Source organism: Pseudomonas sp. SWI44, from assembly GCF_002947915.1.
GTDB classification, from domain to species: Bacteria; Pseudomonadota; Gammaproteobacteria; order Pseudomonadales; family Pseudomonadaceae; genus Aquipseudomonas; species Aquipseudomonas taiwanensis.
The window spans coordinates 957518-977292 of the sequence record NZ_CP026674.1; the positions used below are offsets into that span (position 1 = coordinate 957518).

Consider the following 19775-nt stretch of genomic DNA (forward strand, 5'->3'; position numbering starts at 1 on the left):
CGCAGCCCCGTCGACGGCCAGCCGGCTCCTACCTCAGGACCCGGCTGGCCGGCGATCACGCGGCGTTATCGCCGGCCTTCGCCGTCTGCCCAACGAAGCGCATCATCCATTCCCCGACCAGGTCTCCCTGGTGCTCCGAGGCCAGGCTGGCAACGGCCTTCTGGTACACCTCATGCCCCAGGAAGTCCTTGCGCGCGTCGAGCAGTGCCCGGGAGTAGTCGTGAACGAACTCTGGGTGGCCCTGGAAGCACAGCACCTGGTCACGAATGTGATAGGCGGCATTCGGGCAGAAATCGCTGGAGGCGATCACCGTGGCGCCTTCGGGCAACTCGGTCACCTGGTCCTGGTGGCTGATCAGCAGGGTCAGTTCTGACACTTCCGGGTCCATCCATGGCGCATGGGCCGCCAGCGAATAACGGTGGATGCCCACCCCCCAACCCTTGTCGGCACGTTCGGCCTTGCCACCGAGGGTCAACGCCAGGAGCTGGTGGCCGAAGCACACGCCCAGAAGCTTCTCGCCACGCTCATAAAGCTTGAGCAGGTAGGCCTTGAGGGTCTGGATCCAGGGGTCATCACCGAACGAGTCAGCCTTGCTGCCTGTGACCAGGTAGGCATCGAACTTATCGCCATCGGGTGGGTAGTCACCGTTCATGACGTTGTACACGTCGAATTCGGCGGCAATGGGCTGACGCGAGAACAGCTGCTCGAACATCCTTCCGTAGCCCTGGTACTGCGCGACCAGCTCAGGTCGCAGGACATCGGTTTCAAGGATGCAGATGCGTAACGACATAGGGATAGTCCTGAACGACATGGGTGGGAATCTGCTGTAGAGACTGACGCGAAAGGCACGTACAAGCAAGTAGGCTGCACTGACGAACGGTCACATTTCGTCGGCGTCCTGGTCCCGGGTACGCAGCGGTCTAGCCAGAGGATGCCAGCAAGCTGGCCTTTGGCCTCATAACCGTATTTCAGCAATTTTCTCATCTTTTAGAACAAAGGGTTCTCTGGTATGGATGACGTAACCCCTACCTTTGGTTGTATATGCAGTAACAAGAGGCAAACAGAGTGGGCGCCAGGCGCGCCACTGTGATCGACCCGAAGCGCGACAAGGAAGCCAACGGGTATTCAGGAATAACAACAAGAAGGCGGTCAGCCATGTTCAGACAATCGAAAATTCGCCAAGCTGGGCTCATTCTCTTCGCCACGACTTTGCTGCTGATTCTCCCGAACCTTACCCGCTTGTTCGGATGATGGTGGCTGTGGCCTTTTCAGGCAATGCACAGGTAACCTGCCAACCTTGATGGTTGGAGACCTCCCATGCGCGTCTGCCTTGCTCTGCTAGCCCTCCTTCTCAGCCTGCCCCTCAAGGCGGCGCAACTGCACCTTGAACTGGGCGATACGCCGCGTCAGTTAAGCAGCCGCGACCTGCTCGACCACCCCAAGGCGCAGGACATCAGCATCGAGCAGGATGTCTCGTACAAGCGCCCCATGCATTACCGCGCGGTGCCTCTGGCCGCACTGCTGGACGGGGTGAGCGACAACGACCATCTGCAAGCCGTGGCGCTGGATGGCTTTGCCGCCGAAATGCCAGCAGGGCCACTGCTGCAGCATGGCCCGGCACAAGCCTGGCTGGCGGTCGAGGACCCGGCTGCCCCTTGGCCGGCGCTGGGTGACGGCAAGCCCAGTGCCGGGCCGTTCTACCTGGTCTGGACCCAACCGCAGGCGAGCGGGATTCGCCCGGAACAATGGCCGTTCCAGATCACCACCCTGCGCCGCCTGGCGCCCGTGGAACAGCGTTTCCCAGCCCTGCTGCCCGACCCGCGCTTACCGGCCAATGACCCGGTACGCGAGGGTTTTGCGCTGTTCCAACAGAACTGCCTGGCGTGCCACCGGCTCAATGGCGCTGGCGATGCGCAGTTCGGTCCGGACCTGAACCTGCCGCACAACCCCACCGAGTATTTCCAGCCGGCGTTCCTGCGCCAGTACATTCGCGACCCGCAAAGCCTGCGGCACTGGCCACAGGCCAGGATGCCGGGTTTTGCCGAAAATGTGTTGAGCGATCAGGCGCTGGACGCGTTGCTGGCTTACTTGGGGCATATGGCCTTGCGCAAGCCCTGAGGGCCTGAGGCAAGGCCGCGCCCATCGCTAGGCGATGGGCCGTTCCTGTTTGACGCCCCACCCTTCGAGCTCTCCGCCCAAGGGCGAGATCACGGCCTCGAAGGCTTCCTCGAATGCACCAATGCCACAGTAAGTGGCGTACATGACCTTGCTGAGTTCCAGGTGCCAGACGCCATCGTCCAGCTCACGCACCTGGGCGTTGATGGACTCGCCGCGAAACTGTCCGGCGGCTCGTCGCGCACCGGCTTCGTCGGGGAATACGGCATAGAACTCAATGGGATGGATGCGGGTGAAGTCGAAACCGCCTGCTTTCATCTGGCGCAGGACATTGCTGCTGATATCGTCGTTCTGGCTGCTCATGAAACGTCCTCCTGCAAAGCAATGGATAGACTTTCCGTGCACTACGCACCTGCCGGCAGAACCGGTCAGATCGAGCTGATGCGAGACGCGAACCAAGGGGGTGCCGACCTGCTGAACGGCCGGCACCTCACACCAGCGTAGTGCCTGCCACGGCAGCGCGCCAGCCAGGCGGCTTCAGGGGGCGGGACAGATTCGGGTGATGGTCACGCCGCTATGCTCCTTGAGCCAGCGGGCAGTAGGGGAATGGGTGCGATCCTGGAAGTCGTTGAGGTCCAGTTCGTCCATGACCGGGAACAGATGCGAACGAATGGCCCGCGCAGCGTCCTCCTCACTGGGGCATTGGTCGCTGTGCAGTAGCAGCGAGGTCGGCTCACCTTTCTGGTCGGCAAAAATGACTTCCCACTCTTTCATTGAAATGCCCTCAAGGAATACAGGGGATGTGCAACCTGTAATTGCTTGACCGTCGGCGGGGAGATTTGTTCAGTCAGGGGGGATGTGCAGCGCGGCGATCAGCGGCAAGCCGACTCCTGATGGAGACGGCTCGCCGGTGATGCGGGACTTACTTCGGTACGCCGTGCACGACGCCGGCGGTATTGTCCATCAGGCTCTTGGTCGCGGTCTGGATGTAGGCTTCCAGGCGCTTGACCATGTCTGGCTGGTCCGGGCTCTCGATCAGTTCGGCCTTGAACTCACGGCCCAGCTGGTAGCGGTACATGCGTGGGCTCATGTCCTTGGACTCGATGAGGATACGATCACCCTGCACCAGGCCGACGATCTGCTCGCTGCCCGACGGCTTGATCATGCCCATGCCCTGGTCACCCTCAGGCAGGTTGAGCAGGTCGCGCCCCCAGCACTGGTGACGGGTCTGGCCACCCAGGCGGCCCATGATGGTCGGCACGATGTCGACCTGGGTACCCACGGTGTGATTGACCGCGCCGAACTTTTCCTGGATACCCGGGGCGATCAACAGCAGCGGTACGTTGAAGCGCCCCAGGTCGAGCTCGGTCACCTGCTGGCTGTTGCCAAAACCGTGGTCGCCGACGATGACGAACAGGGTGTCCTTGAAGTACGGCTCCTTGCGCGCCTTCTCGAAGAACTGGCCCAAGGCCCAGTCGGAGTAGCGCATCGCGGTCAGGTGCTCGTCCAGTCGGCCCTGGCCGGTCACCGGCTCCACCGGCAAGTCCTTCGGCAGCGCATAAGGGGTGTGGTTGGACAGCGTCTGCAGCAGTGCGTAGATCGGCTTCTTGCCATCATGCTTGGCCAGCTCTTCGGCGCCACGGTCGAACATGTCCTGGTCGGACACGCCCCAGGTCGGGTCGGAGAACACCGGATTGACGAAGTCGTTACGGCCAATGAAGGTGGTCATGCCCTGGTTGCCGAAGAACCCGGACTGGTTGTCCCAGGCGAAGTCGCCGTTATAGACGTAGACATCGTCATAGTCACGAGCACTGAGCAGCGCGGGCAGGCCCGACAGCTTGTGACCGCCTTCCGGGGTCTGCATCAGGTATTCGAAGCCTGGCAGGTTGGGGAAGCAGGCCATGGTGGCGAACATACCCTGGTGGGTATGGGTGCCGTTGGAGAAGAAGCGGTCGAACAGCAGACCCTCCTTGGCCAGCTTGTCGAAGTTCGGGGTGATGTTGTTCGGGCTGCCCAGCGCGCCAACCGAATGGCCGGCGAAGCTTTCCATGAGGATCACCACGACGTTCTTGGCCGGCAAGGTACGCTCGGCCGGCGGCACGAAGTCACGGCGGATGGCCGCCTCGTCGGCGTCCACCAGGGTGTCGTGCGGGGTCAGCAGCTGCTCCCGCACGCTCTGGGTGGCCATGCCCTGCTCAAGCACCGGCTTCCAGATGTTGGCGCGGTCTTCACCGTAGCGGCTCTTGGCGGCGTCGATCAGCGTCAGGGTGCCGTTCAGGCCCAGCTGGTTGACGAAGTTGGAATCGGTGGTGAAGGCATCGCCCCAGCGCATGGGCGGACCTTGGCGCAGAGTGCCACGGGCAGCGACCACGGCCACCAGCAGGACCACCATGAACACCGCCAGGCGGTTGTACCACGGCGTACCACGGCGGGGGCTGGCGAGCGTCACGGCCGCGCTGCTGCGGGTCAGACGGTCGATACCTTTGAACAGCAGGCTCAGCAGCCAGGTGCCGAACAGCCAGGCCAGCAGGTAGCGCACCACCGGGAAACCGTACCAGAGCATGCTCAGGACGGTCTTGGGGTCTTCCTGGATGTACTGGAAGACCAGGCCGTTCAAGCGCTGGTGGAATTCGCGGTAGAAGTCCATCTCCATCAGGCCGAGGAACATCACCACACTGGAGGCGATCGTCAGCCAGAAGCGGAACACGCCACGGCGTGCCATGGCCCATGGGCTGAGGATGGCCAACAGCAACGGAATGCTGATGTACACCACCACCCGAAGGTCGAAGCGCAAGCCATTGAGGAAGCCTTCGGCGACCGTCGCAGCAGGCGTATCGCCCACCATGTCGCTGTTATAGGCCAACAGCGCAACGCGCACCAGGCTGAGCATCAACATGATCACCAGCCCGCTAAGCAGCGTATAGGCCAGGTGAGATTTCAATGTGGGCGCGAATGACGCTTGCGCGCCTCGTTGCTTCAAGGCGTCCAGGTTAGCCATGAATGGGGAGGTCCTAGAAATGCAGGTTTGCGAAGAGGGTGCTGAGCATAGTCCAACGCAGCAAGTGCGGCTGCGGATTGTGTTTAAACCAATGTGAAAATTTTGTCACGGGTCATTTGCAACGGTGTCTGCACCGGCCCGCTACCGGTGCAGCCCTTGGCTGGCGATCAGAAGCGGATGTTGCCCCGGGGCCCGGCGATCGCCCAGATGATCAGGCCGACCACCGGCAGCAAGGCGATCAGCAGGATCCACAGGACCTTGACGCCGACTTCGCGGCCACTTTTGATCACGTTGAGAATCGCCCAGATATCCAGGGCCAGAATGATCAGGCCCACCAGGCTGTTGAATGTGGAACCCATTGTATACGCTCCTGTTGAAAGACTGTCGGGGTGAGCATAGTCAGGCTATCGCCCTGATAGAAGGGAATCCTTGGCCTGGCGCGCGGGTCACTGGTTAGACTGCCTGTATCGACTGAATCGAGGTTCACATGCCCCCAGCCCACTCCCCGACAGCCACGGCGCATTCTTGGTTGAACGCCTGGCGGCAACAAGCCCTGAACACGCCCTGGCTGAGCGCAGGCCTGGGGCTAAGCCTGCTGGCGATCCTGATACTGCTGGCGGCGAGCCTATGGAACGCGGTGAATGGCGACCATGCCAACAACCTGCACCTGGCGCTGCTGGGCGGGTTGTCCGGTTTCGGCGCTACCGCGTTGGGGGCGGTGCTGGCGGTGGTGATGCGCGATGTGAGCGCTCGCAGCCAGGATGTGATGCTCGGCTTTGCCGCCGGCATGATGCTTGCGGCCAGTTCCTTCTCTCTGATTCTGCCGGGCTTGGATGCAGCCCGCGAGATCACCGGCAATGGCCCTGCTGCCGCTTTCACCGTGGTGCTGGGCATGGGCCTTGGCGTGCTGCTGATGCTGGGCCTGGACCGCTTCACCCCGCACGAACATGAAAGCACTGGCCCATGCGGGCCGGACGCCGAGCGGGTCAGCCGCGTGTGGCTGTTCGTACTGGCGATCACCTTGCACAACCTGCCAGAGGGCATGGCCATTGGCGTGAGCTTCGCGAACGGTGACATGGCCATCGGCTTGCCGCTGACCAGCGCCATCGCCATTCAGGATATTCCCGAAGGCCTGGCGGTCGCCCTGGCGTTGCGCGCCACGGGGTTGTCGAACTTCAAGGCGGCTCTGGTGGCGATCGGTTCAGGGCTGATGGAGCCCTTGGGTGCGGTGATCGGGCTGGGGATTTCCACCGGCTTTGCCCTGGCCTACCCCATCAGCATGGGGCTGGCGGCAGGGGCGATGATTTTCGTGGTCTCCCACGAGGTGATTCCCGAAACCCACCGCAATGGCCACCAGACGGCGGCAACCCTGGGGTTGATGGGTGGCTTTGGGGTCATGATGTTCCTGGACACGGCGCTGGGTTGACGCTGAAGGAGGGGCGCTGTGCGCCCCTGTCCCAAGGCAAGGCTGCACCACAGGTGCTGGACGGCTGGAGGAACCTGCCCTGTGAGGGCCCTGTCATCAGCCAGTCGCCGATGACGTCAGACGTGCACCGCCACTTTCAGGGCTTCCAGCGCTGGCTCGACCTTGATGCCAACCGCCTCGCCCAGTTCCAGTACCCGCGCCAGATCGTTCTGGCCCACCATCACCATCTGCAACTCATCATCGAGCAACTGACTGAAATTCAACAGCACGTAGCCGCCGGCTTCCTTGTTCAGCGCCCCCATCTGCACCTGGATGCGATTGAGTGCGGTCAGCGGTTCGGCACGCGCCAATTGCTTGGGTTTGAGGGTGAACGGCACGCTCTTGTCGAACGAGTCGCTGATTTGCTGGAACAGGTCCTGATAGGTGTCTGCCTGGAACACCACGGTATCCGGCAAGCTGCCGAGCACCACCCACTCGCCGAGCGGAATGGGGAACGTGTCGTCGTAGTTGATGTCCGGGTTGGCGGCCAGGAAGGCGGCAGGGTCGGCGTAGGCTTGGGCAGCCTCGTCGGCGATGCGCTCGATGTCTTCCTCGCGCATGCATCCGGCGCTGATGAGGCTGATGAGTTCGAGCAACTGGTTTTTCATGGGGGAGCCTGCAACGGGTGAAAAGTCGCCAAGGATAGCCGCAAACGCCGGTTGACCGTTAACCGCCCGCCATGGCGGCGACCGTGCAAAATGCACTGTGCAAAATGCACGACCTTGCATCCTGCACGATATTCACACTACGGAAACGATTTAACTTATTGATTTAAAAGGATTTTATTCAAGACTGCGACTGGCACGGTCACTGCAAATATCCACTCACGTCTGCCACCTACAGTCAGGAGTTGATATGGACCTCATCCAGGAAAAGTTCGTCTCGGTGTTTTCGGCCTATCAGGTCACCACCCAGCCTCGACCCGACGGCGGCGTCCTGCTGACCTTGCGGGCTGCCGACGGCAAGGTGACTCGACGCGTGCTGAGCTACGCGCAGTTGCACAGCGCTGAGCAGCTGTCCTGGGCGATCAGTGCCATCCGTCGCGATCTGGCGGAACAAGCCAGTGAATTGCCAGTGATTTCGATGCTGCAGAGCCAACAGCGGTTCGCACTGCCAACCTACCGTTGAACGTTGACGGGCCTCATCGCCGGCAAGCCTGCACCTACCTGTGGTAAGCCGGCTTGCCAGCGATGAAGCACTGATTCACAGCTCGTCAAACCCGGCGAACTGCCGCGCCGTCTCATCGCCCGTGAACCGCGCCTGTCGCCCCTGCTCATTGGCGAATAATCGCAATGCCACGCAGAACGGGTTGTCACCCAGGTCGATCCAACGCCGGACGCCTGCCGGGATCACCAGCTCGTCCCCCTTCTCACACAGCACCGCATAGACGTAGTCCCCCAAACGCATGCCAACCTGGGCACGTCCGGACACCACGGCGAACACCTCATCGGCATCCTGCACATGCTCGTCACGCAGATCGGTCTGGGCCAGGTCGGCACCGTCGCGGTTGAGCACGGCGAAGGCCTGGCAGCCATGGGCGGTCATCAATTGGTCGAGGTGCTCGCGGCAAGCCTCCAGCACTTCGTCCGGATGACTGCCGGGCCGCACACGAAGGGCATGGGGGCGATGAACGATGCGCACGCCCTGCTCGGCCAAGGTGGCGGCGATGTCATCGTGGTGGGTCAGCACCTTGTTCGGCAGGTCCGGGCTGGACGGGTGAAAAACGCTGAGGATGCTCATCAGTGACGTGTCCTGGTCGGTTTCGAACGTAGGGCAATGATAACGGCTGCCGCCAGGGCTGCGGCGCTGGCCATACCAAAGGTGAAGGTCGGCCCCAGCAATTTCCAGCTGTAGCCTGAGTAGAGAGCGCCCAGCGCACCACCGGTTCCCGAGAGCGCCGCATACAGCGCCTGCCCCTGGCCTTGCTGGCGCGCGCCGAAGCTCGATTGCACGAACGCGATGGCGGCGGCGTGGAAGCAGCCGAATGTGGCCGCGTGCAGCACCTGGGCGAAAACCAGCACTGCAGGCTCACCCGCCAGGTTGCCCAAGAGCAGCCAGCGCAACGCCGCCAACAGGAAACTGGCCAGCAGCACCCGCTGCACGCAGAACCGCGCAAAGATCCGGCTCATGAACATGAACACCAGCACTTCGGCGACCACGCCCAGCGCCCACAGCAGGCCAATGGCCCCACGGCTGTAACCCAGATGCTCCAGGTGCAGGGTCAGGAAGGTGTAGTAAGGCCCATGGCTGAGCTGCATCAACGCCACGCAGAGATAGAACGCCATCACGCCTGGCGCCATCAACTGGCGCACAAAGCCCCCGGCCGTGCTGCGCTCGCCCTGCTCCACCGGCTGGGCGTTGGGTACCCACAGGCTGGCCAGGACGATACCGGCCATGATGGTCACCAGGGCGACCGGGTAGATATCCAGGCTCAACCACTCGAACAACCGACCCAGCCCGACCACCGTTAGGATGAAACCGATCGAGCCCCACAGCCTCACTTGGCTGTAACGCGAGGTCTGGCCATGCAGGTGGGCCAACGTGATGACTTCGAACTGGGGCAGTACTGCGTGCCAGAAGAACGCGTGCAAGGCCATGACCAGCGCCAGCCAGGCGTAGCTCTTGCCGAAGAAGATCAACGAGAAGGTCGCCAGCGTCGACAACGCCCCCAGGCGCACGATCAGCAGGCGCTGGCCACTGCGGTCACCCAGCCAGCCCCACAGGTTCGGAGCGATGCAGCGCATCAGCATGGGGATGGCGACCAGCTCGCCGATGCGCGCCGGGGAGAAACCCAGGTGGTCGAAGTACAGCGCCAGGAACGGGGCGGTGGAACCGAGCAGGGCGAAGTAGAACAGGTAGAAGCTGGACAGGCGCCAGTAGGGAATCGGGGGCATGGGGGCAGGCCGGTAGTGCATTAATACCTGGCAAGCCAGCCCCCACAGCCGTGTGCTTGCGGGAGCCGACTGGACGGCGATAGGTTCGGTACGATCAACACCGAGCCAACTGAAGCATCAGCGCTGGCCCAGCACCGGTGTGGCGACCTTGACGTCGGCGTTCTGCGCGCGGTGGCGCAGCAGGTGATCCATCAGCACAATGGCCATCATCGCTTCGGCGATCGGTGTGGCGCGGATGCCGACGCACGGGTCGTGACGGCCCTTGGTCACCACCTCTACCGGGTTACCGTCCACATCGATGGAGCGGCCAGGAGTGGTGATGCTCGACGTCGGCTTCAGCGCCAGGTGCGCGACGATCGGCTGACCCGACGAGATACCGCCCAGGATGCCGCCAGCGTTGTTACTGAGGAAACCTTCCGGGGTCAGCTCGTCGCGGTGCTCGGTGCCCCGTTGGGCAACGCTGGCGAAGCCTGCGCCGATTTCCACGCCCTTGACCGCGTTGATGCTCATCAGGGCATGGGCCAGCTCCGCGTCGAGGCGGTCGAAAATCGGCTCGCCCAAGCCAGGCATCACGCCCTCTGCGACCACGGTGATCTTGGCACCGACCGAGTCTTGGTCGCGGCGCAGCTGGTCCATGTAGGCCTCCAGCTCAGGCACCTTGGCCGGGTTGGGGCTGAAGAAGGCATTCTCTTCCACCGAGTCCCAGGTCTGAAACGGAATTTCGATCGGGCCCAGCTGGCTCATGTAGCCACGCACACGGATGCCCTGGGTGGCCAGGTACTTCTTGGCGATGGCGCCGGCAGCCACGCGCATCGCAGTTTCGCGGGCCGAGCTGCGGCCACCGCCGCGGTAGTCGCGGATGCCGTACTTGTGGTGGTAGGTGTAGTCGGCATGGGCCGGGCGGAACAGGTCCTTGATCGCCGAGTAGTCCTTGGACTTCTGGTCGGTGTTGCGAATCAGCAAGCCGATCGAGCAACCGGTGGTTCGGCCTTCGAACACACCCGAGAGAATCTCGACTTCATCGGGCTCCTGGCGCTGGGTGGTGTGACGGCTGGTGCCAGGCTTGCGACGATCGAGATCGTGCTGCAGGTCGGCCAGGGAGATCTCAAGGCCCGGTGGGCATCCATCGACAATGGCGACCAACGCCGGGCCATGGCTTTCGCCAGCGGTGGTGACAGTGAACAGCTTGCCGTAGGTATTACCGGACATGGACGCTCCGCGAGTCTGCCTGAGGTGATCGAAAGCGGGCAGTATACAGAGGATTGGCTATGTGTGAGGGGGCTATCGCCAACCCGCCGAACCTTCCCGTGAATGAGGGGTCCAACCGACACCTCCCTATGTAGTACCGCATGATGTCGCGCCTGGTCGCTTTGTTCTTGCTGCTGTGCTCCGGCCTGGCCCAGGCCGCCGCCCCTACTGTGCTGCAACGCCCCATCGACCTGGACACCGGCCAGGGCGTGCTGCATGGCAGCCTGCTGCTGCCGCAACAGGACACACCGCCACCGGTGGTGCTGATCATCGCCGGCTCCGGCCCTACCGACCGTGACGGCAACAACCCTGCCGCCGGACGGGTCGACAACCTCAAGCGCCTCGCCCTGCTGTTGGCCAACGAACACATCGCCAGTGTGCGCTACGACAAGCGCGGCGTCGCCGCCAGCCAACCGGCCACACCGGACGAGCGCGACCTCAGCGTCGAGCGCTACGTCGCCGATGTCGTGGCCTGGAGCCGCAAGCTCAAGGCCGACCCGCGTTTTGGCCCACTGATCCTGATCGGCCATAGCGAAGGTGCGCTGATCGCCAGCCTGGCCGCCGAACAGGCCGGCGCAAGCGCCGTGATCACCCTGGCCGGCAGCGGTCGCCCCCTGGCCGAAGTGCTGCGCGAGCAACTGGCCAAGCGCCTGCCGCCTGCCCAACTCGCCCGCGGCAGCGCGCTGCTCGACCGCTTGCAGGCAGGACAGACCAGCCTGGATGTACCCGCCCCCCTGCGCCAGGTATTCCGCCCCAGCGTGCAGCCTTACCTGATCACGCTGCTGCGGCAGAATCCGGCCGCCGCCTTCGCTCAACTGCCCATGCCAGCCCTGATCGTCCAGGGCCGCAACGATGTGCAGGTCGACGTGGCCGACGCCGAGCGCCTGAAGGCAGCCAAACCGGACGCGCAACTGGTGCTGATCGACGGCATGAACCACATGCTGCGCATCAGCCCCAAGGCCATGAGCGAGCAGCGCGACAGCTACCTCAACCCTGAACTGCCGCTGGCCCGCGAACTGGGCGAGCGGGTCGTCACGTTCATCCATCATCTGCCGTCGGCCTGAAGGTATCGGCATAGATTGCGCTCACGTCCTGGGCGGATCGGCCGATAACCGGATGCTGGCGTCGCCATTGCGCCCAGCCTGGCTGCACTGATGAGGACTGCCGTAATGACCGATGCCCCCGCCTCCGTAGACGCGACCGAAGAGCCGCAAGCCCCGGAAAGCGCCCCGCTGCCCTGGACCGACCTGGCCGTCGAGCACTTCCAGTTGCTGCGCCTGGCTGCCTTGCCCACTGACCGCAACAGCGGTGCACGGCCGCAGCGTTTCGTGCAGTTCGGCTATGCCGAACGCCACGACAAGGACCACAGCCTGCTGCGCATGGAAATCCGCCTGCCAGGGCAGAAAGTGCGCAAGGAACAGAACCAGCTGGATGTGCGTGTGGACCACGCCGAGCGCCGGGTGACGATCGGTGACAGCAACGGTTTGCAACTGGAACCGCTCAACCGTGGCCTCGGCCGCTTCATGTTGTCCCAGGCGGTGCAATGGCTGCAGCGCAAGTGGTCGCACTACCGGGTCGAAGGCTTCACCCTGCCCAGCAAGGATGCGCTGAACGAAGATTCACGCCTGCGCCGCGACCAGTTCCTGCGCGCCACTGGCCTTGAGGTGGAGTACGCCGACCCTCAGCACATGAAAGGTCGCACCGTCGAAGCCACGGTGGGCCAGCTGAAGGTGGGCTGGAACAGCGAGAAGGTGCAGCGGGTCGAGATCCTCGATGCGGCGAACATGCTGCAGAGTGCCGAGCAGCAGTTGCAGGAAAAGGAAGCGCAGCTGCGCGAGCGTGATGAGCGGGTGGCCAAGTACCGTCGCGAAGACAGCGGATTGCGCTTTACCATCACTTGCCTGGTGGCGTTTGCAGTGTTCCAGGCGGGGTTGTTGATCTGGATTGCTACACGCTGAGGGCTGGCTAGAGCTTTCTGGCGCCTGTGAGACCGAGCGCCGCCCGCGCGGCGCATCGCGAGCAAGGCGCGCTCCTACACAGCAGGGTGACCGTAGGAGCGAGCCTCGCTTGCGAGGGGATCACCTCAAGCCCTGGCCTTGAACAACTCCTGATGCTGGCGGCACTGCTCGGCCGTCAGCATGAACACGCCATGCCCGCCCCGCTCGAACTCCAGCCAGGCGAAATCGACCTCGGGGTACAACGCCTCGACATGCACCTGGCTGTTGCCCACCTCCACGATCATCAGGCCCTTTTCGGTCAGGTGATCAGCCGCTTCGGCGAGCATCCGCCGCACCAGGTCGAGTCCGTCGTTGCCACAGGCCAGGCCCATTTCTGGTTCATGGTGATACTCGGCCGGCATGTCGCCGAAGTCCTCGGCATCGACATACGGCGGATTGGACAGGATCAGGTCAAAACGCTGCCCCGGCAGACCGTCGAAACCATCGCCCTGAACCGTGTACACCCGCCCGTCCAGGCCATGGCGCTCGATGTTCTGGTTGGCCACTTCGAGGGCCTGGAATGACAGGTCGGCCAGCACGACCTCGGCATCGGGGAACACATCGGCGGCCACGATGCCGATGCAGCCCGAGCCGGTGCACAGGTCGAGGATGCGCGCAGGTTCGGCAGCCAGCCAAGGCTCGAAGCGTTTTTCGATCAGTTCGCCGATGGGCGAACGCGGCACCAGCACGCGCTCGTCGACCAGGAACGACATGCCGCAGAACCAGGCCTCGCCAAGCAGGTAAGCGGTGGGTACGCGTTCTTCGATACGGCGCTTGAGCAGGTGCTGCAGGCGAACCCGCTCATCGTCCTCGAGCTGGCAATCCAGGTAGCTGTCGGCCACCTCCCAGGGCAGGTGCACGGCGCCCAGCACCAGCAGGCGGGCTTCGTCCCAGGCATTGTCGGCACCGTGGCCGAAGAACAGCTCGTGCTCATGGAAGCGGCTGACCGCCCAGCGGATATGGTCGCGCAGCGTGCGCAGACGGGATGTGATCACGGGGTACTCCTATTCAGACATGACAAAAGTCTAACAGCCCAACCGCCACAAATGTTCCTTGCGCGTCACCGGCGATCCGCCACAGGCCAGTAACCATGCTGCCTGCGATGTCAACCATTCCCATTGGCGCCAAGGCAAGGGAGAATAGGTATACAAAAGCCCTACCCAAGGAGCCCTTGATGTCCGTTCCAACCACGATGTTCCGCCTCACTGGCCGCGACTATCCGCCGGCCAAGCTGAGCCAAGCCAGCCTGATCGTCATCGATGCACAAAAAGAGTACCTGAGCGGTCCTCTCATGCTGTCGGGCATGGACGAGGCCGTGGCCAACATCGCCAGGTTGCTCGACGCCGCCCGCAAGGCTGGCCGTCCGATCATCCACGTCCGCCACCTCGGTACCGTCGGCGGCCGCTTCGACCCGCAGGGGCCTGCCGGCCAGTTCATTCCGGGCCTGGAGCCGCGCGAGGGTGAAATCGTCATCGAAAAACGCATGCCCAACGCCTTCAAGAACACCAAACTGCACGAGACCCTGCAGGAGCTGGGGCACCTGGACCTGATCGTCTGCGGGTTCATGAGCCATTCCAGCGTCAGCACCACCGTGCGCCGCGCCAAGGACTATGGTTACCGTTGCACGCTGGTGGAAGACGCCTCGGCGACACGCGACCTGGCGTTCAAGGACAGCGTGATTCCGGCTGCACAGATCCACCAGTGCGAAATGGCCGTGATGGCCGACAACTTCGCTTGTGTCGCTCCGACCGCCAGCCTGATCTGACCCCGGCCGGCATGACCGCCCGGCACACGGGCGGAACCCAAGGGCGGGCGCCAGGTCCAATTCCGGCTACCTACAGAGGAACTCGGAATGAAGCTCAAAGGCAGTTTCGATGCCAAACACCTGCGTACGCGAGAGCCGCGTAACTGGGGCGCTCGCCTGGCTGCTGGCCTTTCGGCCCTGCTGGCGACACTTGGCGTGCTGCTGGCCATGGCTGGCGTCGCCGGCCTGCTGGGCAACTACCCTGCCCTGGCCGAGCTCAACGCCAACCGCCCGCTGTCCGCCATCCTGACCGTGGTCGGGCTGTCCATGCTGTACCTGGGCGTGCGCTTCTGGCGGCGCAGCCGCATTCGCTTGCGTCGCGGGCGCGAGTTGAACCTGGCACCGCACCTGATGAAGAAGCATGACTGAGTGAGCTGCGCCGGCGACAGGCCAGCACTGGCGACACAAGGCTGCACAGCGGCCCGCAGTCGCGTAAACTACGCCGCCCACGTGGAGGCATCATGCAAGACGACGACTTTTCCCTGTTCCACGCCGAGGTCCGCGGCGTCAAGCCGATCAAGCACGACCGCGCCGACGTCGGCAAGCCCAAGGCCGATCGCAAGCAACTGGCTGGCCTGCGCCAAGCGGCGACCGTGCGCAGCGATCAGGCGCTGGTCATCGACGGTTTGTCCGACCAGTTCGTGATCGACGTGGGTGCCGAGGATGAGTTGATGTGGCGCCGTGACGGCGTTCAGGAAAGCCAGATCCGCAAGCTCAAGCTTGGCCAGATCGCCTTCGAGGGCAGCCTCGACCTGCATGGCATGACCGTGGAAAAAGCCCGTGAAACCTTGTGGGCCTTCATCGCCGAAGCCACGAAGCTGGAAGTGCGCTGCGTGCGCGTCACCCACGGCAAGGCCGCGCGCCTCGATGGCAAGCGCCCGATGATCAAGAGCCACGTCAACACCTGGTTGCGCCAGCACCCGCAAGTGCTCGGCTTCACCTCCTGCCAGGCCCGCCACGGCGGTACTGGTGCCGTGTATGTAATGCTCAAGCGAACCATGATGGAAGGCCGCGACGAATAACGCCGCGCTTGCAGCGCCGCCTTTGCCGCCGTACCCTTCGTTTTTGCGATTTTTTACCCACAGGTAGATCCATGTCCCTGGAACAGAACTACACCGAGATCCTCAGCCAACTCGGCGAGGACGTCTCCCGTGAGGGCCTGCTCGACACGCCCAAGCGGGCTGCAAAGGCGATGAAATACCTTTGCCGCGGTTACGAGCAGACGCTGGAAGAAGTCACCAACGGCGCGCTGTTCAGCTCCGACAACAGCGAGATGGTGCTGGTACGCGACATCGAGCTGTATTCGATGTGCGAACACCACATGCTGCCGTTCATCGGCAAGGCCCATGTGGCCTACCTGCCCAAGGGCAAGGTGCTGGGCCTGTCGAAGGTTGCCCGTATCGTCGACATGTTCGCCCGTCGCCTGCAGATCCAGGAAAACCTCAGCCGCCAGATCGCCGAGGCCGTGCAGCAGGTGACCGGCGCTGCTGGCGTGGCGGTGGTGATCGAAGCCAAGCACATGTGCATGATGATGCGCGGTGTGGAAAAGCAGAACTCGACCATGCTCACGTCGGTGATGCTGGGCGAATTCCGCGAAAACGCCTCCACCCGTAGCGAGTTCCTCAGCCTGATCAAGTGATCGGCACGTAACCTCGAGCCGACCCCATGGGTCGGCTTTTGCATTTTCAGGAGTTGCCCATGATCGTCAAAGCCCTGCGGGTCGGCCTCGGCCAGCTTATCGTGTTCGGCGACTGGATCAGCCGCCCGGCCAAGCGCAAACGCGATGCCGCCGCCCAGACGCTTGTCGAGCAGCAGGCCAGTGGCCTTGCGCTGTATCAGTTCCATGCCTGCCCGTTCTGCGTCAAGACACGCCGCACCCTGCACCGCTTGAACGTGCCGGTGGCGCTGCGCGACGCGAAGAACGACCCTGTGCACCGTCAGGCACTGCTGGAAGGCGGGGGCCGGGTGAAGGTGCCATGCCTGCGTATCGAAGAAGCGGGCAAGGTGACCTGGATGTACGAGTCCAAGGACATCATTGCCTACCTGGACAAGCGGTTCGCGTAAGCCTGATAGCGACCGCTCGCCTCTTCGCGGAGGTAAACCGGCGAAGAGGCGAGGCCAGGTTCACTCGCTCATCGGCACATGACGCGGATGGCTGGCCACCCTGGCCAACCAGTCACGCACTGCCGGGTAATCGGCCAGATCGAAGCCGCCCTGATGCGCCACGTGGGTGTAGGCATACAGCGCCACATCGGCGATCGAATATTGATCCCCCACCAGGTACGGCGTCATCTGCAATTGGCGCTCCATCACCTTGAGCGCCTTGTAGCCGCCCTTGTGCAGCTTGCGGTACTCCTCCACACGCTCATCCGGCAGGCCCAGGTAAAACTGGATGAAACGCGCCACGGCAATGTACGGCTCATGGCTGTACTGCTCGAAGAACTGCCATTGCAGCGCCTGGGTACGCAAACGTGGCTCGCTGGGCAGGAACTCAGTGCCATCGGCCAGGTAGTTGAGGATGGCGTTCGATTCCCACAGGCAGGTGCCATCCTCGAGCTCGAGCACCGGGACCTTGCCGTTGGGGTTCATCGCCAGGAATTCGGGCGTTTGGGTCTCTCCTTTGAGGATATCCACCGAGTGCCATTCATACGGCAGGTCGAGCAGGCTCAGCATCAGCTTGATCTTGTAGCAGTTACCCGACTGGTAATCCCCGTAAACCTTGTACATCGCCCATTTCTCCCGTGCAGTTGCGCAATTGTGCCCAATAGTTCGCGACTGTACGGCTAATTGCAATGCCTGCTGTATCGCAAGCATCGGTCGCGCTCGCGTTAGTCTGCAAAAAACGGCTAATCCACGTACAAGGACTTACCCATGCCCCACGCCACATCCGCACGCCTGCGGCCCCTGGCAGACAGCTCCCCTTCGGCGGTGGTCGCCGGCTTCATCGCCATGCTCACCGGCTATACCAGCTCGCTGGTGCTGATGTTCCAGGCCGGCCAGGCAGCCGGACTGACCAGCGCGCAGATCTCGTCGTGGATCTGGGCGCTGTCGATCGGCATGGCGATCTGCAGCATCGGCCTATCGCTGCGTTACCGCACGCCCATTACCGTGGCCTGGTCCACGCCAGGCGCGGCGCTGCTGATCACCAGCCTTGGCGGGGTGAGCTACAGCGAAGCCATCGGCGCCTACATCACTTGCGCGGTGCTGGTGCTGGTCTGCGGCCTGACCGGCAGCTTCGAGCGCCTGGTCAAACGCATCCCGGCGTCCCTGGCCTCGGCCCTGCTGGCGGGTATTCTGTTCAAGATCGGCAGTGAAATTTTCGTCGCAGCCCAACATCGCACCCTGCTGGTGCTGGGGATGTTCTTCAGTTATCTGCTGGTCAAGCGTCTGTCGCCGCGTTACTGCGTGCTGGCGGCATTACTGGTGGGCACAGCGTTGTCCGGGGCCCTGGGCTTGCTGGACTTCAGCGGCTTCACGCTGGAGGTCGCCACACCGGTGTGGACCACCCCGAGCTTCTCGCTGGCGGCGACCATCAGCATCGGTATCCCGCTGTTCGTGGTGGCGATGACGTCGCAGAACATGCCTGGCGTGGCGGTACTGCGTGCCGATGGCTACCAGGTGCCGGCCTCGCCGTTGATCTCGGCCACCGGCTTCGCCTCGTTGCTGCTGGCGCCGTTTGGTTCCCACGGGGTGAACCTGGCGGCGATCAGCGCCGCTATCTGCACCGGGCCGCATGCCCATGAAGACCCCAGTAAGCGCTACACCGCAGCTGTGTGGTGCGGGATTTTCTACGGGATTGCGGGGGTGTTCGGCGCGACCCTGGCGGCGCTGTTCGCGGCGTTGCCGAAAGAGCTGGTGTTGTCGATTGCGGCCTTGGCGTTGTTCGGCTCGATCATGAACGGGTTGAGCGTGGCCATGAGCGAGGCGCGGGAGCGTGAGGCGGCGTTGATCACCTTCATGGTGACCGCGTCGGGGCTGACGTTGTTCTCGATCGGTTCGGCGTTCTGGGGGATCGTGGCGGGGGTGATTACGTTGATGATCCTGAATCCGCGGGAGGTACGGCGGTAGGGATTGGTCGCGGTTGAGATCGAGCGCCGCCCGCGCGGCGCATCGCGAGCAAGGCTCGCTCCTACGTCTGTTTCGGGCCAGTTATGCCTGTGAGATTTGCGCGCGAACGCTTTGGTGCACGGCGCAATATTGGGGTCGTACAAACAAGGCGGTCGCGCGCGCCTGTCACTGACGTTACTGGCCCGAAACAAACGTAGGAGCGAGCCTTGCTCGCGATGCGCCGCGCGGGCGGCGCTCGATCTCAAAAACACCAAAAATCTTCCGCCAACCGCGCCAACCCCGCCAACCCCCCATCCCCTACAACCTGAAATGCCCCACCATCCCCTTCAGGTCACTGCCCAACTGCGCCAACTCGATACTGGACCGGGCATTGTCCTGCATGGCCAATGCCGCCTGATCGGCACTCCCACGAATCTGCGTGACGCTGCGGCTGATCTCCTCGGCCACCGAACTCTGCTCCTCGGCCGCCGCGGCAATCTGCTGATTCATCTGCTGGATCAATGACACCGCCACCGCAATGCTGCCCAAGGCGCTTTCGGTCTGCAGTGCATCGGCCACCGCCAGGCGCACCAGCTCGGTACTGCCACGGATCTGCTCGACCGATTGCTGGGCATTGCCGCGCAGGCTGGCGACAAGGCGTTCGATCTCATCGGTGGATTGCCGGGTACGCCGGGCCAAGGCCCGCACTTCGTCGGCCACCACCGCGAAGCCACGCCCCTGCTCCCCTGCCCGCGCCGCCTCGATGGCGGCATTGAGCGCCAGCAGGTTGGTCTGCTCGGCCACGCTCTTGATCACCGCCAGCACATCACCGATGGTGTGGATCTCTGCGCTGAGGCTGTCGATACCGGCGCTGGCGGTCTCCGCCGCAGCGGCCAACTGCTCGATACGCTGCATGCTCTGGCGCACCACCTGCTGCCCGGAGCCAACCTTGTCGTCGGCCGACTGCGCCGCCTGAGCCGCCTCTTCGGCGTTGCGCGCCACATCGTGCACGGTGGCGGTCATCTGCTGCATGGCAGTGGCCACCTGCTCGGTTTCTTCTTTCTGGCTACCCACCTCGCGGTTGGTCTGCTCGGTGACCGCCGACAACGCCTGGGCGCTGCCGGCCAATTGCTCGATCCCCTGCTGCAGGCCGCTGACCACGCCTGACAAACCGGCAGCCATCTGCTGCATGGCCTGCATCAGTTGC

General features: G+C 63.3%; 23 protein-coding genes. 11 read left to right on the forward strand and 12 right to left on the reverse strand.

Going from position 1 to position 19775, the window contains the following annotated elements:
- Positions 1-55 precede the first annotated feature (55 nt).
- Positions 56-790, reverse strand: coding sequence for an amidotransferase (locus C4Q26_RS04745; RefSeq protein WP_023379344.1), 735 nt, complete (start codon positions 788-790; stop codon positions 56-58).
- Positions 791-1317: 527 nt separating this feature from the next.
- On the opposite strand from C4Q26_RS04745, the gene C4Q26_RS04750 reads away from it, so the two are divergent.
- The gene (locus C4Q26_RS04750) at positions 1318-2118 is read left to right on the forward strand and encodes a cytochrome c (RefSeq protein ID WP_023379343.1); all 801 of its coding nucleotides are present in this window, start codon (positions 1318-1320) and stop codon (positions 2116-2118) included.
- Between the two features lie 27 nt (positions 2119-2145).
- On the opposite strand, the gene C4Q26_RS04755 is transcribed toward C4Q26_RS04750, so the two are convergent.
- From C4Q26_RS04755 to C4Q26_RS04770, 4 genes are all read right to left on the reverse strand, one after another.
- Complete coding sequence (locus tag C4Q26_RS04755) at positions 2146-2478, reverse strand: ribonuclease E inhibitor RraB (RefSeq protein ID WP_023379342.1); 333 nt, start codon at positions 2476-2478, stop codon at positions 2146-2148.
- 174 nt (positions 2479-2652) lie between these two features.
- A complete protein-coding gene (locus C4Q26_RS04760) occupies positions 2653-2889 on the reverse strand; it encodes a hypothetical protein (RefSeq protein ID WP_023379341.1) in 237 nt (78 codons plus the stop codon).
- A gap of 148 nt (positions 2890-3037) precedes the next feature.
- The gene (locus C4Q26_RS04765) at positions 3038-5113 is read right to left on the reverse strand and encodes an LTA synthase family protein (RefSeq protein WP_104882829.1); all 2076 of its coding nucleotides are present in this window, start codon (positions 5111-5113) and stop codon (positions 3038-3040) included.
- Between the two features lie 167 nt (positions 5114-5280).
- Positions 5281-5472 carry a PLDc N-terminal domain-containing protein gene (locus tag C4Q26_RS04770; protein WP_023379339.1) on the reverse strand — a complete coding sequence of 64 codons (192 nt, stop codon included), beginning with the start codon at positions 5470-5472 and terminating at the stop codon, positions 5281-5283.
- 128 nt (positions 5473-5600) lie between these two features.
- On the opposite strand from C4Q26_RS04770, the gene C4Q26_RS04775 reads away from it, so the two are divergent.
- Complete coding sequence (locus tag C4Q26_RS04775) at positions 5601-6539, forward strand: ZIP family metal transporter (RefSeq protein ID WP_027907247.1); 939 nt, start codon at positions 5601-5603, stop codon at positions 6537-6539.
- Positions 6540-6655: 116 nt separating this feature from the next.
- Here C4Q26_RS04775 and C4Q26_RS04780 read toward each other — a convergent pair whose 3' ends face one another.
- Positions 6656-7186: a hypothetical protein gene (locus C4Q26_RS04780; RefSeq protein WP_023379337.1), complete on the reverse strand. Its 531-nt coding sequence runs from the start codon at positions 7184-7186 to the stop codon at positions 6656-6658.
- 247 nt (positions 7187-7433) lie between these two features.
- Here C4Q26_RS04780 and C4Q26_RS04785 point away from each other — a divergent pair, with 247 nt between their 5' ends.
- Complete coding sequence (locus tag C4Q26_RS04785) at positions 7434-7706, forward strand: DUF3509 domain-containing protein (protein WP_023379336.1); 273 nt, start codon at positions 7434-7436, stop codon at positions 7704-7706.
- A 75-nt stretch (positions 7707-7781) separates the two neighbouring features.
- Here C4Q26_RS04785 and C4Q26_RS04790 read toward each other — a convergent pair whose 3' ends face one another.
- From C4Q26_RS04790 to aroC, 3 genes are all read right to left on the reverse strand, one after another.
- Positions 7782-8318, reverse strand: a complete 537-nt coding sequence (locus tag C4Q26_RS04790; protein ID WP_023379335.1) for an oxidase — start codon at positions 8316-8318, stop codon at positions 7782-7784.
- Positions 8318-9472 (reverse strand): MFS transporter, encoded by a 1155-nt coding sequence (locus C4Q26_RS04795; protein ID WP_023379334.1) that lies wholly within the window; start codon positions 9470-9472, stop codon positions 8318-8320. The genes C4Q26_RS04790 and C4Q26_RS04795 overlap by 1 nt, the downstream gene beginning before the upstream one ends.
- 117 nt (positions 9473-9589) lie before the next feature.
- Entirely contained in the window at positions 9590-10681 is a 1092-nt protein-coding gene (gene aroC, locus C4Q26_RS04800) for a chorismate synthase (protein ID WP_023379332.1), read from the reverse strand.
- Positions 10682-10821: 140 nt separating this feature from the next.
- On the opposite strand from aroC, the gene C4Q26_RS04805 reads away from it, so the two are divergent.
- Positions 10822-11784, forward strand: a complete 963-nt coding sequence (locus C4Q26_RS04805; RefSeq protein ID WP_023379330.1) for an alpha/beta hydrolase — start codon at positions 10822-10824, stop codon at positions 11782-11784.
- Positions 11785-11889: 105 nt separating this feature from the next.
- A complete protein-coding gene (locus C4Q26_RS04810; protein WP_023379329.1) occupies positions 11890-12678 on the forward strand; it encodes a hypothetical protein in 789 nt (262 codons plus the stop codon).
- Between the two features lie 125 nt (positions 12679-12803).
- On the opposite strand, the gene prmB is transcribed toward C4Q26_RS04810, so the two are convergent.
- Positions 12804-13712, reverse strand: coding sequence for a 50S ribosomal protein L3 N(5)-glutamine methyltransferase (gene prmB, locus C4Q26_RS04815; protein ID WP_023379327.1), 909 nt, complete (start codon positions 13710-13712; stop codon positions 12804-12806).
- 179 nt (positions 13713-13891) lie between these two features.
- Here prmB and C4Q26_RS04820 point away from each other — a divergent pair, with 179 nt between their 5' ends.
- The 5 genes from C4Q26_RS04820 (at position 13892) to C4Q26_RS04840 (ending at position 16585) form a co-directional block, all read left to right on the forward strand.
- A complete protein-coding gene (locus C4Q26_RS04820) occupies positions 13892-14482 on the forward strand; it encodes a cysteine hydrolase family protein (protein ID WP_023379325.1) in 591 nt (196 codons plus the stop codon).
- Positions 14483-14569: 87 nt separating this feature from the next.
- The gene (locus C4Q26_RS04825; RefSeq protein ID WP_023379323.1) at positions 14570-14890 is read left to right on the forward strand and encodes a hypothetical protein; all 321 of its coding nucleotides are present in this window, start codon (positions 14570-14572) and stop codon (positions 14888-14890) included.
- 92 nt (positions 14891-14982) lie between these two features.
- The gene (locus C4Q26_RS04830) at positions 14983-15543 is read left to right on the forward strand and encodes a Smr/MutS family protein (protein WP_027907245.1); all 561 of its coding nucleotides are present in this window, start codon (positions 14983-14985) and stop codon (positions 15541-15543) included.
- A gap of 71 nt (positions 15544-15614) precedes the next feature.
- Complete coding sequence (folE, locus tag C4Q26_RS04835; protein WP_023379320.1) at positions 15615-16160, forward strand: GTP cyclohydrolase I FolE; 546 nt, start codon at positions 15615-15617, stop codon at positions 16158-16160.
- Between the two features lie 59 nt (positions 16161-16219).
- A complete protein-coding gene (locus C4Q26_RS04840; protein ID WP_023379319.1) occupies positions 16220-16585 on the forward strand; it encodes a glutaredoxin in 366 nt (121 codons plus the stop codon).
- Positions 16586-16645: 60 nt separating this feature from the next.
- Here C4Q26_RS04840 and C4Q26_RS04845 read toward each other — a convergent pair whose 3' ends face one another.
- The gene (locus C4Q26_RS04845; RefSeq protein ID WP_023379317.1) at positions 16646-17248 is read right to left on the reverse strand and encodes a glutathione S-transferase family protein; all 603 of its coding nucleotides are present in this window, start codon (positions 17246-17248) and stop codon (positions 16646-16648) included.
- 144 nt (positions 17249-17392) lie between these two features.
- Between C4Q26_RS04845 and C4Q26_RS04850 the strand changes: the two genes are divergently transcribed.
- Positions 17393-18589, forward strand: a complete 1197-nt coding sequence (locus tag C4Q26_RS04850) for a benzoate/H(+) symporter BenE family transporter (RefSeq protein WP_104882039.1) — start codon at positions 17393-17395, stop codon at positions 18587-18589.
- Positions 18590-18886: 297 nt separating this feature from the next.
- Here the strand turns inward: C4Q26_RS04850 and C4Q26_RS28670 are convergent, their stop codons facing one another.
- Positions 18887-19768: a methyl-accepting chemotaxis protein gene (locus tag C4Q26_RS28670; protein WP_371919412.1), complete on the reverse strand. Its 882-nt coding sequence runs from the start codon at positions 19766-19768 to the stop codon at positions 18887-18889.
- Positions 19769-19775 lie beyond the last annotated feature (7 nt).